At 71.8% G+C, this 16216-nt stretch carries 11 protein-coding genes and 2 tRNA genes; 5 read left to right on the forward strand and 8 right to left on the reverse strand.

Going from position 1 to position 16216, the window contains the following annotated elements:
• The first annotated feature begins 81 nt into the window (after positions 1-81).
• Positions 82-1788: a carbohydrate binding domain-containing protein gene (locus ITX44_RS30970; RefSeq protein ID WP_205361370.1), complete on the forward strand. Its 1707-nt coding sequence runs from the start codon at positions 82-84 to the stop codon at positions 1786-1788.
• Between the two features lie 84 nt (positions 1789-1872).
• Here the strand turns inward: ITX44_RS30970 and ITX44_RS30975 are convergent, their stop codons facing one another.
• Together ITX44_RS30975 and ITX44_RS30980 are read right to left on the reverse strand one after the other, a co-directional pair.
• Entirely contained in the window at positions 1873-3402 is a 1530-nt protein-coding gene (locus tag ITX44_RS30975) for a substrate-binding domain-containing protein (RefSeq protein WP_205361371.1), read from the reverse strand.
• A gap of 232 nt (positions 3403-3634) precedes the next feature.
• Positions 3635-5047: a condensation domain-containing protein gene (locus ITX44_RS30980; protein ID WP_205361372.1), complete on the reverse strand. Its 1413-nt coding sequence runs from the start codon at positions 5045-5047 to the stop codon at positions 3635-3637.
• Positions 5048-5267: 220 nt separating this feature from the next.
• Between ITX44_RS30980 and ITX44_RS30985 the strand changes: the two genes are divergently transcribed.
• The gene (locus tag ITX44_RS30985; RefSeq protein ID WP_205361374.1) at positions 5268-5624 is read left to right on the forward strand and encodes a hypothetical protein; all 357 of its coding nucleotides are present in this window, start codon (positions 5268-5270) and stop codon (positions 5622-5624) included.
• A gap of 80 nt (positions 5625-5704) precedes the next feature.
• Here the strand turns inward: ITX44_RS30985 and ITX44_RS30990 are convergent, their stop codons facing one another.
• A complete protein-coding gene (locus ITX44_RS30990; RefSeq protein ID WP_372441046.1) occupies positions 5705-6796 on the reverse strand; it encodes a glycoside hydrolase family 19 protein in 1092 nt (363 codons plus the stop codon).
• Positions 6797-7066: 270 nt separating this feature from the next.
• On the opposite strand from ITX44_RS30990, the gene ITX44_RS30995 reads away from it, so the two are divergent.
• Positions 7067-7576, forward strand: a complete 510-nt coding sequence (locus tag ITX44_RS30995; RefSeq protein ID WP_205361375.1) for a DUF3592 domain-containing protein — start codon at positions 7067-7069, stop codon at positions 7574-7576.
• A gap of 524 nt (positions 7577-8100) precedes the next feature.
• Complete coding sequence (gene cutA, locus ITX44_RS31000; protein ID WP_205361376.1) at positions 8101-8433, forward strand: divalent-cation tolerance protein CutA; 333 nt, start codon at positions 8101-8103, stop codon at positions 8431-8433.
• A 365-nt stretch (positions 8434-8798) separates the two neighbouring features.
• On the opposite strand, the gene ITX44_RS31005 is transcribed toward cutA, so the two are convergent.
• From ITX44_RS31005 to ITX44_RS31025, 5 genes are all read right to left on the reverse strand, one after another.
• Positions 8799-8871: transfer RNA gene (locus ITX44_RS31005), tRNA-Lys, on the reverse strand.
• A gap of 198 nt (positions 8872-9069) precedes the next feature.
• On the reverse strand, positions 9070-12201 hold the full coding sequence (locus tag ITX44_RS42855) for an FG-GAP repeat domain-containing protein (protein ID WP_205361377.1): 3132 nt from the start codon (positions 12199-12201) through the stop codon (positions 9070-9072).
• Between the two features lie 203 nt (positions 12202-12404).
• Positions 12405-14630: a DEAD/DEAH box helicase gene (locus ITX44_RS31015; RefSeq protein ID WP_205361378.1), complete on the reverse strand. Its 2226-nt coding sequence runs from the start codon at positions 14628-14630 to the stop codon at positions 12405-12407.
• A 240-nt stretch (positions 14631-14870) separates the two neighbouring features.
• Positions 14871-15389, reverse strand: a complete 519-nt coding sequence (locus ITX44_RS31020) for a hypothetical protein (protein ID WP_205361379.1) — start codon at positions 15387-15389, stop codon at positions 14871-14873.
• A 191-nt stretch (positions 15390-15580) separates the two neighbouring features.
• The gene (locus tag ITX44_RS31025) at positions 15581-15931 is read right to left on the reverse strand and encodes a metallopeptidase family protein (protein WP_205361380.1); all 351 of its coding nucleotides are present in this window, start codon (positions 15929-15931) and stop codon (positions 15581-15583) included.
• A 124-nt stretch (positions 15932-16055) separates the two neighbouring features.
• Here ITX44_RS31025 and ITX44_RS31030 point away from each other — a divergent pair.
• A tRNA-Glu gene (locus ITX44_RS31030) sits at positions 16056-16128 on the forward strand.
• The last annotated feature ends 88 nt before the right edge of the window (positions 16129-16216 follow it).

The raw sequence follows: 16216 nt of genomic DNA on the forward strand, positions 1-16216 counted from the left end.
GGTATGCACCAACGCCAGGCCTGAGCGGCACCACCCCCCACCACTCCACGCCCAAGGGGCATCCCCGAGAGGGGTAATGTCATGCACCTGGCAAAATTTGCCGCTTCCGCCTGCGCGCTCGCGCTCACCACCGCGGGTGCGGTCGCCGTACTGGCCCCCACCAGCAGTTCGGCGGCGACCAGCGTCTACTCCGTGGCCCCCTACGTCGACATGTCCAACGGCCAGGAGGCCCTGCTCGACACGGCCATCACCGGACACCATCTCAAGGCCTACACCGCGGCCTTCGTCATCGGCGAAGGGTGCAACCAGATCTGGGGCGACACCCTCCCCATCGGCAACGACTCGTTCACCGACCCCGAGATCGCCCGGGCGAAGTCCGAGGGCGCGTCGGTGATCATCTCCTCCGGCGGCGCGGCCGGCGAGCCGCTCGCCTGGACCTGCGGCACGCAGAGCAGCATCGAGGCCGGCTACCAGGCCATCATCAACGACTACGGCGTCAACCAGCTCGACTTCGACGTCGAGGGCGCCGCCGTCGCGGACACCGCCGCCGCGGCCCGCCAGATGCAGGCGATGAAGGACCTCAAGGCGTCCCACCCCGGCCTGCAGTTCTCCATGACGCTGCCGGTGCTGGCCAGCGGGCTGACCAACGACGGCGTCAACATCCTCAAGGCCGCCAAGACCGCGGGCATCAGGATCGACGTGGTCAACATCATGACCATGGACTACTACTCGGGCACGGGCACCGAGATGGGCCAGGGCTCGGTCGCCGCCGCCAGGGCCACCCTCGCGCAGATGCAGTCCGTCGACTCCGGCTACACCTACGCCAACCTCGGCATCACCCCGATGATCGGCAAGAACGACGACGGCTCCACCTTCACCCTGGCGGACGCCCAGACGGTGGAGAGCTTCGCCGCGCAGAACGGCGTCGGACGCCTGGCGTTCTGGTCGGTCAACCGTGACCAGCCGTGCGGCGGCACCGCCAACTCGCTGTCCACCTGCAGCGAGATCAGCCAGAGCCCGCTGGCGTTCACCGACGCCTTCGTGCCGTACACCGGCAGCGGAGGCGGCGGAGGCGGCGGCACCAGCGACTTCTCCCTGTCCGTCGCGCCCGGCTCCGCGTCCGTCGCGCAGGGCGGCTCGGCCACCGCGACCGTGTCCACGGGCGTCACCTCCGGCAGCGCGGAATCCGTCAGCCTCTCCGCCTCCGGCGCGCCCTCCGGCGTCACCCTGTCCCTCAGCCCCACCTCCGTCACCTCCGGCGGCAGTTCGACGCTGAAGGCGACAGTCGGCTCCTCGGTGGCCGCCGGCACCTACCCGATCACCGTCACCGGTACAGCCGCCACCGGCAGCCACAGCGCGACGTACAGCCTCACCGTCACCACCACCGGCGGCGGGGGCGGAGGTGGCGGCTCGCTCACCAACGCCGGCTTCGAATCGGGATCCTTGAGCCCCTGGACCTCCACCGGCGGCAGTTCGGTCGTGTCCTCCCCGGTCCACTCCGGCAGCCACGCCCTCCAGGTCACGCCGGGCTCCAGCAGCACCGGCGAGACCGACCAGACCGTCACCCTGTCCCCCAACCACACCTACACGCTGACCGCCTGGGTGCAGGGCCCCTACGCCTACGTCGGCGTCAGCGGCGGCGCCACCGCCAGTACCTGGTCCAACAACTCGAGCTGGAACCAGCTCACCGTCTCCTTCACCACCGGCAGCAGCGGCACCGTCACGGTGTACGTGCACGGCTGGTACGGCCAGGGCAGTGTCTACGCGGACGACTTCACCCTGAGCTGACCCGGTCGAGCCCCGCATGCGTACGGCGCCCCGCCCGGGTTTCGGGCGGGGCGCCGTACGCGCGTTTCCGGTGTGCGCGGGCCGTCAACCGGATTGGCCGCAGCGCCGATAGCCCTCGGGCGACTCGCAGGGCAGGTGGCCGTGGGACTTCAGCACTTCCTTGCCGCCGCTGGAGAGCGTGTAGTTCAGGAAGCTCTCCGCGAGTGAGCCTTCGGCCGGATCGCCGTAGGTGTACGCGTACTCGATCTCGGCGAAGGGGTAGCTGCCGTCGGCCGCGGCCGCGGGTGCCATGCCGCCGATGCTCAGCACATGCACACCCTTGGCGTCGCGCGCGGCCTGCAATTCGGCGTAGCCAATGCCGCCTTGTGTCCTGCCCACCATGTCCAGCACGTCCTGTGTGCTGGCGAGTTCGCAGCGCAGGGGCCCGATGTTGGACGGGATCGTGGGATGCGCGCAGTCCGAGGAGGTACGGCCGGGCTCGGTGTGGCCGAGAACCCGCTGTTCGAAGATGTTCCGGGTGCCGGACCCGCCCGCGCGGCTCACCAACCTGATCGGCAGGCCGGAAGGGCCGCCGACCTGATCCCATTGCGTGACGTACGAACTGATCCCGTACATTTTCCGGATCGCGCTCAGCGGAAGATCCTTGACCTTCACATCGTCGTTGACCACGAGGGCGAATGCCACCACGGCCACCGGTTTCCCTTGCAAGTGCCGGGAATCCCCCTCGCTTTGACCGTCGGAGAAAACGACCACCGCGGGGGAAGCGCCTTTGGCCTTGTCACCCTCGGCGATCAGTTGCTGCGTGTCCACCTCGCTGCCGCGGCCGGCCACCGTGATGTGCGAGCCCGGACACTGCTGCTCGTACCGCGCGGCCAGATCGGCCGCGGCCGGTTGGAAGGCGGTGGAGCCGGCGACGGTGAGACTCCCGGTGGCGCAGCCCATCGGGTGCATCTGCCGGGTGTCGAGCCGCACGACGAGGGCCCCGAGCACCGCGAGGGCGACGCAGAAGACACCGATGATCCCGTAGGCCGTACGGCTGATCGCGGGCGTCGTGGCGTCGACCGTCCGGGCCTTGTTCTTGTGCACCTTCCCCGCGCGCAGGCCACCGGTGACCCGCACGTCCGCGCCGGCCGGCCCGCCCGAGAGCAGCACGAACAACTTGTAGTACTGGCCCCGGCTGAGCGGGACCCGGGGCAGGTGCACGTGGCTGCCGGCCTCCATCACGGCCCCGGGCGCGGTGAAGTGGTCGTAAAGGTGCTCGTCGCTGAACTGGGCCACCGCGATGCCCCGCACCAGTCGGTCCCTGAACGTCGCCGTGAGGGCGTTCGGGCTGGTGTAGTCGCTCTCGCCGACCGGCACACTGCCGTCGTTCTCGATCCGCAGCAGAACGACCGTCGCGTCGTGCGGCAGTTCCGAGATGTTCTGGAACAGACCGAGCCGGACGTTCTGCTGTTCCACCCCGCCGTTGTCGCCGCCGACCAGAGTGTCGAGCTGTACGCGGTATCCGATGCGCTGACCGCCCCGGCCCCGTAACAGAAGAATCAGATTGACGAACGGCGTCACCCCAAGGGCGATCACCGAGGTGACGATCGCCACAATGCTGTCCACGCTCATCGGGCTCGCCTCCCGGTCCCGGTTTTCCGGATGCGCACCGCATTGTGGGGGAACGGTGGTGTACGTCACCGTACGATCGGCCGGCCGGCGGAAGGAGGGCCTCCCGTGCCCGTTCGCCGCGCATTCACCGAACTTTCGCTGCCCGGTGGTTCAGGAGAGGTCCCGCATTCGGAATGCTGAGTCGGTGGTGCGTGCTTGGTAGCGGGGATCGCCCCGGAATCACGTACCGGAATTACGCGTCGGTCCGGGCGAGGGCGGCCTCCACCGCGACGGTTTCCATCGCCCGGGCCAGCGCCTCGGTGCCGGCCGGCGAGATGAAGTGGGTGTCGACGCGGAACTCGTAGCGCGGGCCGTCGGGAGTGTCGTCGATCGTGACGAAGAGGCGTTCGGTCGGGGTGTCCTGGCGGAGTGTCCAGCGGAACTCGGTGTCGGCCAGTGCCGTACGCAGCGTCCGCGCGAGCTCGTCCGGGGCCGGGAGCGGGGCGTCCGGCACGGGAAGGCTGCGGTCGTTGAAGAAGCAGCCGACGGTGACGTCCGTACCCCGTTCCCGGGAGACGCGGGCGACCAGATCGGCCAGCCGCTCCGGGTGGAAGTAGGCGTGCTTGTACGCGGACAGGGTGCTGCGCATGGCCCGTTCGACCGCCTGGTCGACGTCCGCGCCCTCCACGTCGAGCAGGCAGACGCCCGACTGGGCGACCATGCACACGACGTCGGCCAGGGCGGGCCGGAAGCGGTTGTTGACGACCGGCCGCACCGCCACCGACCCGATCCCGGTGGTCCGGTGCAGCGCGACCGCGAACAGGGCGAGCCGTACGGTGGCGAGTTCCGCGCCGGTCCGCGCGGCGATCACCGGCAAGGCCGCCGTCAGCGCGGGTGACCGCAGTTCGGCGTGCCAGTGGCGCGGGCTGCGCAGGTCCGTCGGGCCGGGCAACTGCCGGTCCGGCACGGCGCGCAGGACGCCCTCCCAGTACCGCAGCGCCCGCTCGTTCTGCCGCTGCCCCGCCGGTGACCGCTGCCACCGGGCCTGTTCGAGCTGCTGCATGCCGGTGACCGGCGCCGTCCGCCGCGCCTTCACCTCGCGCTGCATGATCTCCCCGCCCAGCGCGTCGGTGACCAGGTGGTTCATGACGGCGACCAGGTGGGTGGGCCGGCCGTCCCGCCGTACCACCGCCATCCGCAGCGGCCACTCGGCGGCGTAGTCGAAGTCGGTGCCCCGGTACGTCTCTTCGACCGCGGCGGCCACTTCGTCCGGGTCGCTCGCGTCCGCGGCGTCGTAGATCTCCAGGCCGATCGTGCCGGAGGCGAACAGCTCCTGCCGGGGTGGGCCGTCGGAGCCGAACCTCAGCCGGGTCCGCATCGAGGGGAAGCGGCTCATCAGGTAGCGCAGTTCGGCCACCACGCCGGCGACGGTCGTGCCCGCGGGCAACGGGGAGCGGCCGCCCAGCGGCAGCGCGCTGCGCTGGCTCTGCATCGCCCGCCAGATCTCCAGCATCCCCCAGGACATCTCGTCCACGCCCGACCCGTCACCGGCGAAGTCGACCGCGAGCCGCTCGGTGGCCTCGGGCAGTTGCGGGACCTGTCGCGTATCCGTCCCGCCGTCGGCGAGGGCCGCCCGTCCGGTCACCCCGGTACCCGCATCGGTCACGGCTTCCCCCCTCGCACGCCCATGCGACCACCGAAGGCCACCGACGGCGCGGTGAACGGCCCGGCTCGGACGCTCAAGGCTGACAGCCCGTCAGGGGCCGATCAACCCTTGATGCCTGGCCGACTTCGGACACGGCGGAGACGGCGGACCGGCGTCGCCGCATCCCGCCCCGGGGATACTCGGTGGCCGCCGCGCCCGGGCCGTCGGTACCGTCGGGCGCGTGACCGACCGGCAGCAAGCGACGACGACCCTGTGGCGCCCCACCGGCCCGCGGGAGCTCGAGCTCGTCCGCGAGCTGGACTGGCGTGCCTGGCCGCCGCGGCTGCCCGAACAGCCGATCTTCTACCCGGTCCTCAACGAGGACTACGCGGTGCGGATCGCTCGGGACTGGAACGTGCCGCGCGACGGCGCCGGCTTCGTCACCCGCTTCGAGGTCGAGTCCGACTTCCTGCGCCGCTGCCCCGTCCAGCAGGCCGGCGGCCGGACGATCCTCGAGCTGTGGGTGCCGGCGGAGGAACTCGAGGAGTTCAACGCGCATATCGTCGGCAGGATCCAGGTGGTCCACGAGTTCCGCTGAGCGCCGGCGCGACGGCGCCCCGTCCCTGGGGGCAGGGGCGGGGCGCCGCGCGGGGTCGACCGTAAGGGGGCTCGACTGCCTCAGCAGTAGAGGTTGTTGCCCGCGGGCACGCCCAGGATGGACGTGAAGTTCTGGTAGGCGTTGACGCGGTCCTGGACCTCGGCGGGGTTGCCGCCGTTGCACTCGATGCTGCCGTTGATGCTGCGGATGGTCTCACCGAAGCCGGCGCCGTTGACCATGGCGTTGTGCGAGGTCATCGTGCCGGGGCCGGTCTGGGTGTTCCAGTACCACAGGCCGGTCTTCCAGGCGACGGCCGCGTCGGTCTGGACGAGGTTCGGGTTGTCCAGCAGGTCGATGCCCAGCGAGTCGCCGGCCGCCTTGTAGTTGAAGTTCCAGCTCAGCTGGATGGGGCCGCGGCCGTAGTACGCCGACTGTCCGGCGGGGCAGCCGTACGGCTGGCTCCAGTCGCAGTAGTGCGAGTAGTTGGCGGTGTTCTGCTCCACGATGTAGACCAGCCCGCCGGTCTCGTGGCTGACGTTGGCGAGGAAGGCGGCGGCCTCCTGCTTCTTGACCGTGTCGCTGCCGGTGGTGGCGAAGCCCGGGTACGCGCTGAGCGCCGCGGTCAGCCCGCTGTAGGTGTAGAAGGAGTTCCGGCTCGGGAACATCTGGTTGAACTGCGCCTCGCTGACCACGAATCCGCCGGCCGGCGGCGGGTTGGTGCCACCCGAACCCCCCGTACCGCAGGTGTACGGGCTCCAGTACCAGGTGCTGATCGTCGGGTCGTAGCCCGGGTTGTCGTGGGTGGCGATGTAGAACAGGCCGTTGGTGTACTTGACGATGTCGCCGGTGACGTAGGAGTGGCCCGCGACCCAGGCCGGGTAGCTGCAGCCGCTACCCCCGGTCGTACCGCCGCTGCCGCCCGTACCACCGGTGCACGCACCCTGGTCGGCCCACACGTCGGCGGCGCCGGGCGTCTCGCCCTGCGTCCACCACTTCGCGGACCAGTTGTGGCTGTTGTACGAGGCGGTCATGCCGCCGGTGTAGACGGACGACGAGTTCCACGGCGCCGCGCAGTCCGACGCCAGGGCGGGGGACGACATGGGGACCAGGATCGCCAGACCGACGATCGCCGCGATGGCGGCCAGGAACGCGATGAGCCGTTGCCTTGACAATTGACCACTCCTTATGGGGGTTGAGTGGGGTCGAAGCACACTTCAACGTATTGGTCTGGACCTGTCAACCCTTCCGTCCCACACGTCTCCCCATTTCCGCACACAACCAGCCGCCCCCGACCGCGCACGCACCCTTGGGTCCCCCCATGCGACCCGGCATCAGCCGGCTTGCTCCTGCGGCCGGAGCCGAGGAACCAGCGCGGGGGCCGAGCCGTCCTTGCCCGTGAAACTGCTCCGCAAGCGCTGAGCAGCCCGGGGGGGGGCGATGAAGTGATCAGACACGGCATCATGTTCGTGATCGGCGGCGCGGTGCTGGTGGCCGCAAGTGCCGCGCTCGGCACCGCCGTTGTGCGCGGCATACGCCGGCAGCGCAGGACCCTGGCCCGCGGACTGACGGCCGAGGCCCGCTGCCTGGAAACCTACGTGACCCACGACGGCGACCACAGCAGCAGCACCCGCCACGTCATCCTGGGCTTCCGCACCCAGGACGGCAGCGAAATCCGCATCGAGGACACTTCCCGCGTCCCCCGCGTCGTCGGCGACGTCGCCCAGGTCCGCTACCTCCCCGACCGCCCCCACCGCGCCATCGTCATCGGCTCCTCCCCCATGATCTTCGGCTGGACCCTGCTCACGATCTTCTGCCTGCTCCTCGCCTGCGGCAGCGCCCTCTCCTTCATGAAGGGCTACGGAGTCTTCGACCCCACCCACCCGACCGACCCCTCAACGGTGTTCCCGAACCCGGATGACCCCTTCCCGACCTTCCCCTGGCCCACCTACTGAACCGAGCCGCGCCCCGTCAGACGACGGATTGGCCTTGCGGCAAAAAAAGGCGCCCGCTCCGGAACGTGTCCGGGCGGGCGCAGAGCGCACGCAGGCCCCCTTAGGAGACCCTTCACCTGCTGAGGATTAAGGGGCCCGCGCCACAGCCGTGGCCTGTCCTGGGGCGGGCAACAGGGAACCTACGGGGTGATTTCCCTTCGCCGGCATTGTCCGGATCAGGTATTAGGGGTCGCCTCCGGACCCTCGCTACATGGTCCTTCGGCCTCTCAGTCCGATCGTCGACCGAGGTACCAGCGGCAGACCTCGATCTGTCACCACTGCCTCCTGCGGTCGAACTCCCTCGCTCATCCCGTAGGTCCATTACTCACACTACGCCGCAGACAGGACGATGCAAGAGGGTTTGCGGCATTTATTCGCCTTCTGGTAGTGCTCGACCCACGGACCGTCACAATCAGCAGCGCCCCTGGACAGTAAGTGATGGGGTAGCCGTCATACCCGGCCCTGGCGTCACTAGGCTCGCAGCCATGAGCCACTTTCTGCAGGTGTCCACCGCGACGGAGACGCGGGAGCAAGCCGTTCGGCTGGCGGAGTCGGTGGTGCGGGGTCGGCTGGCGGCCGGGGCGCAGATTGTCGGGCCGGTGACGTCGGTGTTCTGGCACCTCGGGAGGTTCGGGACCGGCGAGGAGTGGCAGCTTCTGCTCAAGACCACCGCGGAACGGTATCCCGCACTGGAGGCCCACTTGCTGAAGCACCACCCCTGGGACAAGCCGGAGGTGGCTGCTGTGCCGATCATGGCGGGGTCGGAGGCGTACCTGCGCTGGGTCGAGCTGAGCACGGAGTCGCCGAAGCCGGCGTAGGCGTCGGGTATCACCCATCGAGCGCGCTCACGCCTCAGCGGCACCGTCATGCAAGAACTTGGGCAGATGAAGGCGAGTTGGTCGTCCGAGGGGTCGTACGGAGGAACCCAGTCGACGACGAGCAGGCCATGGAGGGTTATGACCACGCCGAGTTCTTCCGGGCTCGACGCGCACGGGCTCACACAAGTGGCGCACCAACTCCGTGCCCGAGCCGACCTCCTGGGGCAGCAGATCGTTCCCGCGCTCGGCCCGGCCCGCACCGACTGGGGCACCACCGGACCCCGGCGCAACTGTGCCCCGACCGTCGTGCGACAGCCGGGGCACCGTATCCGCAGGTCAGCGACCCCGCAGAGGGATCGACCTCGTAGGCCGTGTGGGACTCGAACCCACAACCAATGGATTAAAAGTCCACTGCTCTGCCAATTGAGCTAACGGCCCGCACACCGCAGCATAGCCGGGATCTACCGGTGGGTCCGAGCCATATCGGGGTGGGCCGCCGCCGGGAGGGGGACGGCTCCGAGCGGAGGCCGTCCCCCGGGGACGAGGGGGCGCCCCCGGGGAGTGGCCGCGGTAGCCCGAGGGCGCCGGCCCCGGAGGGAAGGGCACCCTCCCTCCGGGCGGAAAAGCGTCAAGCCCTCACAGGAGCACGCGATAGGCCCCGTATCCCGTTCCCACCCGCACCCGGCTGGACAGGTTGCCGTTGGAAGCGACCGCGTAGCGCCACAGGACGCCCGAGGGGTCGCGGGCCAGGAGGTCGGCCAGGCCGTCGCCGGTGAGGTCGCCCGGGGAGAGGACGGTGTTGTACATGGTCCAGCCGGAGCCGATGCGGACCCGGGAGGAGAGGTGGCCGGCGGAGGCAACGGTGTAGCGCCACAGGACGCCCGCCTTGTCGCGGGCCCACAGGCCGCCCGGGGAACCGCCGGACGTGGCACCCGGGGCGCCGAAGAGGAGGGAGTAGATCTGGTAGCCGGTGCCGATGAGGACCCGCGGGGCGAAGCCCTCGGCGCCGTTGTCCGCGTAGAGGTAGAGGTTGCCGGAGGTGTCGCGGGCCACCAGGTCGTCGCGGCCGTCACCCGTCAGGTCACCGGCCGACGTCAGAAGGTTGTAGCCCTGGAAGCCCGAGCCGACCTGGACGTGCGGCTGCGACGGAGTGAAGGACGACCCGCGCCGGCCCGGGAAGAGCCACAGCCGCCCCGCCGAGTCCCGCACCAGCAGGTCGTCGACCCGGTCCTGGTTCAGGTCGCCGAAGGGCACGAAGGTGGTGAACGTTCCCCACCCGGTGCCGGTCGGGCCGGACGTCGCCGGGCCGCCCGACGAGGTGCCCGCCCGCAGGTCCAGGTGGCCTGCCGAGGTGAGGCCCAGCAGGTCGCCCCGCGCGTCGCCGGTCCAGTCGTGCCGCGCCGGGCCACCGGTCAGCGTCACCGTGCCGGAGGACACCGCGGCGGCCCCCTGCCCGTCCAGCGGCTGCGCCGTCAGCTTCCAGCCATACCGTCCCCCGGGCACGTAGCGGCCGGGGCCGGCCGTCAGATCCCACGACGACGTGACAGTCGTACCGCCGGCGGCCCCCGTACCCGTACGGGTCGCCACCACCTGCCCCACGGCATTGGTGAAGCTCAGCGTCCACGCGCCCACCGGCCGCGAGAACACCCACTCACCGGAGAACGGCACGTACGAGGCCCCGGCCGCCCCCAGCGCACCCCCACGGGTCGTGGCCCGCAGCACCGAGACCCCCTGCCGCGGCACCGAGGCCAGCGGCAGCAGGTGCACGTTCCCGTCGGCGTCGGCGTACGCGACCCCGCCCCCGTACTTGTCGACCGTCCAGGTCACTCCGCGGTCGTCGGCGAGGCCGCCGGCCGGAACCGCCGCCAGGGTGCTGGAAACCGCCGTGCCGGTATGGAAATCGGTCAGCGTCAGAGTGCCGGACGAGTGCCGCACCAGGAACCCGTCGCCGAGCAACGCCGGCCCGGGCCCGGCCGGCACCGGGATGTTGCGGCCCGCGCTCCAGTCGTAGATCCCGGCCGTGCCCCCGCACGACCAGTACAGCCACCGCCCGTCGGCCTGGAGTTCGGTGAAGGACGCGCAGGTCGCCGGGGTCTGGAAGGTGGTGCCGAAGGTGTGGCTCACCAGGTCGTACGGGCGCACGCTCCCCTTGCCGGCCGCCCCCGGCACCCACAGGATCCGGCCCCACAGGGCGGCGGCACTGGTCGTACGGCTCACCGCGACATCGCCGCCCGAGCCCTGGCGCAGGTCGATCACCCACTGCTTGCCCTTGGCGGGGCTGGTGACCAGGACGTAGTCGCCGGAGGCGTCGCTGACGGCATTGTCCGTGGCGCCGCTCTCGCCGACGTACATCGTGTTCGCCGAGCCCGGCACCGGCGACTGCACGAAGTCGGTGCCGGGCTGGGTCCAGGCGACCGAGCCGTTGCCGAGGCCGCTCATGGGGGCGCACAGCACGCCGGTGGCGCAGGCGGCCAGCGACGGCGCGCTGTTCCAGAGGGTGACGGGGTCGGTGACCGTGCCGTCCGGCGCCACCGTACGGGCCCGCAGCTGCGGCGCCGAGGTCGCGTCGCTGGCGTACACGAGCTTCCCCGCGCTGTACGCCAGCCCGAAGATCCGGGCCGGCACGGGCGCGAGCGGGCGCACCACGGCGAGTTGCGGGTCGGCGCCTGGCGCCGCGGTCACCCGCCGCACCGCCCAGTCCTGCGGCCCGGTGCCCCCGGCCACCAGCACCGAACCGTCGGGCGCGACCGCGTACGACGACTCGGCGTCGGGCAGCAGCGTCTGCACCGCACCGCCACCAACCGGTTCGCTCACCAGCGGCTTGCCGGCCAGGCCGCCGAGTCCGGGCTGCGAGCCGAGCACGGTGGTCTCCTGACGCAGGAACAGCACCTGGTCGCCCACCGGCACCGGCGTGGTCCCGTTGAGGTCGGCCGCGCTGCCGGCCGGGAACGGGGTCTGCTCGACCGTGGCGGCGGGGTCGTCGAGCCGTACGGTGTACGCGGTCGGGCCGCCCGTCTGGTAACCCAGCACCCGGGTGCCACCGATGATCACATGAGCGACCGCGGCCGCGGGCACCCCGGCGAAGACCTCCCGCAGCGAGGCCCCGGCGAAGTCCAGCAGGTACGTGTGGGTGACGCCGGCCACGGCGAGGCGGATCACGGCGTAGTCCGGCCCGAGCGCGGCCGGTCCGGCGTACGACGCCCCGTCCGGGACACCGGTGACGAGCTGGTCGGTGGCCGGGCCGCCGTCGGTCCCGGCCCGCAGCAGATGCAGCGTCATCGAACCGCCGACGGGCTGCGCGGTGGTCAGGACGGCGTCGGACCGGAAGACGTCGGTGTACCGCTCGCCGGACGGTACGGCGATGGTGGCCGTCGCCGTGCCGGTGGACAGGTCGGTGACCGTGACGGCCGACCCGGACAGCGTGGCCTTCAGCCCCGTGTTCGGCAGGCCCGGCGCCGGTACGGACGGACCCTCGGCCCCGGTGGCGGCGTCGACCCACCGGGTGGTGCCCGCCTCGTCGGTGGCCAGGTAGCCGGTGTCACCGGCGGTGAGCAGCTTCTCCTGCCGCGGCTCCCAGCGGGGCGCGGCGGGCAGGACGGTCTCGTCCTGGGCCGATGGGGCGGCGGCTTGGGCGGCCGGTACGTCTGCGGCCTGCCCGCCGGACGCCGCGTGCGCGGTACCGAGCAGGGCGGCCGGCACCAGGCCCGCGCCGAGAACGATGGTGGTGGTCGCGGCGGTGATGCCGCGGGTGAGCGCGCGTCGAGGCACTCGGTCTGCCCTCCCAGGACGACTTCCGGCCCCCGCGGGACCGGAACCGAACGACGTTAGCAGTCGCGGGAGTTGACGGATCGGCGGGGTACGGCGCCCGGCGCCCGCACTGCGACGACGGGCCGGGCCCGGGAGGTACGCGAGTGCGTACCTCCCGGACCCGGCCCGTGGCCGATCAGGTCTCCCGGAGGCGGGGCCCCGGCTCAGCCGTTGCGCTTCCAGCGGGGCTTGCGCTCGTGGGAGGAGGGGCCGTTGTCACGGCTGTTGTTGTACGAGGTGGGACGGTCGCGGTCACGGTCGCCGTAGGAGGGGCGGCGGTCGCGGTCGCCGTAGGACGGCCGGGAGTCGCGGCGGTCGCGGTTGAACGGGCGGTCGTCGCGGTGCTGGACCGGGCGCGAGTCGCGGCGGTCCCGGTCGCCGTACGAACCACGGGAGTTGTAGCCGCTGCCGTACGAGGAGCTGTGCCCGCCGCCGTACGACGGCCGGCGCTCGTCACGGCCGTAGCCACCGCTCGAACGGCGGTCGCCGTCACGGTCGCCGTAGGACGGCCGCCGGTCGCGATCACGGTCGCGGTCCCGCTCGCCGTACGAAGGCCGCGCGTCACGACGGTCACGGTCGCGATCCCGGTCACGGTCCCGGTCGTAGGAGGAGGACCGGGAGTCACGGCGCTCGTACGAGGAGCCGCGCTCGCCGTTCGACGAACGGTCCCGGTCGCCGTACGACGGCTTGCGGTCGTACGAACGGCGCTGCGGGGCGGACCGCTCGTCGTCGCGGGAATCCCGGGAGTCACGCGAATCACGAGACGGACGGGAGTCGCGGGAATCACGGTCCCGGTACTCGCGCGGCTCGCGCTGCTCCGGCACGGCGGGCTGCGCCGCGGCGGCCTCGGCAGCGGCTGCTGCCGCGGCCTCCGCGTCGGCGGCCTTGGCGGCGATGGCCTCGTCCGGGTCCTCGCCGCGCTCGCGGGCCGAGCGGGCGGTGAGGCGGTTGGCCTCGTCGCGCAGTTCGGCGGCGCGGCGCTGGACCCGCTCGAGCTCGCGGGCGACCTCGGCGACCTCGCGCTCGGCCTGCACCGCGGCGTTCTCCGCGGCGTCAGCCTGGACGTCGGTCAGCGAGCGGGCGCCGGTGATCCGGGCCACGTCCTCGTCGAAGGCACCGGCGCCGCCGATGATGTGGCGGGCTGCGTCCACGCCGGCGTCCTCCATCAGGCGGAAGATCTGCCGGCGCTGGTGCGGCAGGGCCAGCGAGACGACCGTGCCGGACCGGCCCGCGCGGGCGGTACGGCCGGAACGGTGCAGGTAGTCCTTGTGGTCACCGGCCGGGTCCACGTTGAGCACCAGGTCGATGTCGTCCACGTGGATGCCGCGGGCCGCGACGTCGGTGGCGACCAGCACGCTGACGTGGCCGGACTTGAAGTCCTCCAGGGTGCGGGTGCGGGCGCCCTGGGTCATGCCGCCGTGCAGCGCGTCGGCCTGCACGCCGGTCTCCCGGAGCTGCTCTGCCACCCGGTCGGCGCCCATCTGGGTGCGCACGAAGACGATCGTGCGGCCCTTGCGGGCGGCGATCGCGGCGGTCACCGGCGCCTTGTCCTTGGGCTTCACGATCAGGATGTGGTGGCTCATGGTGGTGACCGCGCCCTGGGCGGCGTCCACCTCGTGCGTGACCGGGTCCACCAGGTACCGCTTGACCAGGGTGTCGATCTCGTTCTCCAGCGTGGCGGAGAACAGCAGCCGCTGGCCGCCGGCCGGGATCAGGTCCAGGATCTCGGTGACCTCGGGCAGGAAGCCCATGTCGGCCATCTGGTCGGCCTCGTCCAGGACGGCGATCTGCACCTGGTCCAGGACGGCCGCGCCGCGGTTGATCAGGTCGCGCAGCCGGCCGGGGGTGGCGACCAGCACGTCCACGCCGCGCTCCAGGGCGTAGATCTGGTTCTGCATGGAGGTGCCGCCGCAGACCACCTTCATCCGCAGGCCGAGCACGTCGCCGTACGGCTGGAGGGCGTCGGCCACCTGCATGGCCAGCTCGCGGGTCGGGGTGAGGATGACGCCGCGCGGGTGCTTGCGCTCGGTACGGCCGCCGGCCAGCAGGGTGAGCAGCGGCAGGCCGAAGGACAGGGTCTTGCCGGAGCCGGTACGGCCGCGGCCCAGGATGTCCCGGCCGGCCAGCGCGTCCGGAATGGTGGCGGCCTGGATCGGGAACGGGGTCACGACGCCGCCGGCGGAGAGCCGGCGGACGATCGCCTCGGGCAGGCCGAGGTCGGCGAAGGTGATCTCCGCCGGAGCGTTCTCGGTGTGCTCGGTGTGGTCGGCGTGCTCGGCGTCCTCGTGGGCCAGGACCTCTTCGGAGACCTGGGCGTCGAGGACCTGGGTGTCGTCGGTCATCGGGGCGTTCGAGGGCAGGGCGGAACGGTCTGCGCTGTCAACGGACATGCGGAAAGTGAACCTCTCGGAGTCTTACGGCACGCGCCGGCTCCGCGGATTTACTTGCCACCGCCTCGATGCGGTCAGCCACCGGAGTCAGGAAACGCGCCACGCGGCGCGTCTTGGATCGGCGCCAGGCAAATGGAAGAACAGGACATGGGATCAAACGATCTACCAGCATACGCACCCGGCGACGCTTTCCCAAATCATTTGCCTGGCCTGCGGTGATGCGCGCTCCGGGCGGCCCGCTCAGGCGCCCGACCCGGCCGGCGGGGAGCCGCCGGGGTCGGGGGTGGCGCTCTGGGTGGGCGGGTCGGTGGGCGGCGGGGTCGTCGGGTCCGGGGAGGGCGTGGCCGAGGCGGGCGGCTCGGCGGTGGGGGACGGGCCCTGGGCGGGCGGCTGCGGGGCGGTGGTGCGGGTGCCGGGGCCGGCTCCGGGCGGGGGCGGCAGGGCCCGTCCGGCGGGGCCGGAGTGGTCCTGGGGGGCGGCCGGGGCGGAGGCCGAGGACTGCGGGCCGGAGGGCGAGGCCGACGGCGAGAGGGCGCCCTTGTCCCCGGCGTCCCCGGCGGCCCGGCGGGCGCCACCGGGCCCCGCGTCCCCGGGCCGCCCCCGGTCCGTGCTCCCGGGTGCCACGGTCACCCGGCCGCCGGGCGCCTTCTGCTCGGGGGTGGCGTCCGTACTGACGCATGCCGCGGCCCCGGCGGCCACCAGGGCGACGAGTACGGCGGCTCGGGCGGCCCGGGCGCGGGCGGCAGCAGATGGGGTCATGCCATGTTCAACGTCCCCCGTGCCGCGCAGGACACGCCCGGGGAGCGCCTTGGCGCACAGCGGCCGTACGGACGCCGTACGGACCGGGGGCTGGCTTGGCGTACGGACCCGTACGGACGCCCTGACGACCCGCGCGGGCCGCCGTGCCGTACGGACGCCGCGCGGGTGGCCGTACATCCCCGGCGGCCCGGTCAGCCGTAGCCGAGGGCGTGCAGGCGGGCGTCGTCGATGCCGAAGTGGTGGGCGATCTCGTGGACGACGGTGATCTCGGTCTCGGCGATCACCTGCTCACGGGTGCGGCACATCCGCAGGGTGGGGCCGCGGTAGATGGTGATCCGGTCGGGCAGGACGCCGGCGTACCACTCGCCGCGCTCGGTCAGCGGAGTCCCCTCGTACAGGCCGAGCAGCGGGGGGCTTCCGGCGGGTGGCTCGTCCTCGACGAACACGGCCACGTTGTCCATCAGGCGGGTCAGCTCGGGCGGGATCCGGTCGAGTGCCTCGCCGACCAGTTCCTCGAACTCCTCGCGGCTCATCTCCAGCACAGCCCCATTGTGACCCGCGCCGCCCCCCGGTGACCGGCAAACCGTTTTGGCGATCCCCCGCCGCATCCCATATGCTTCTCGCGTCCCCGACGTGCGCCGTCCGGCGCCCACGGCGGGCCTCTCAGCCCTCATCGTCTAGTGGCCCAGGACGCCGCCCTTTCAAGGCGGTAGCACGGGTTCGAATCCCGTTGGGGGCACCTCATGTTTGCGTTGCCGCAGGTCAGAGCCACTTGACCTGCGGTTTTTCGTTGCGTCATGGCGCGGTGGCCGCCCGGCAACAGCCTT

Source organism: Actinacidiphila acididurans, assembly GCF_016918855.1.
GTDB lineage: Bacteria > Actinomycetota > Actinomycetes > Streptomycetales > Streptomycetaceae > Actinacidiphila > Actinacidiphila acididurans.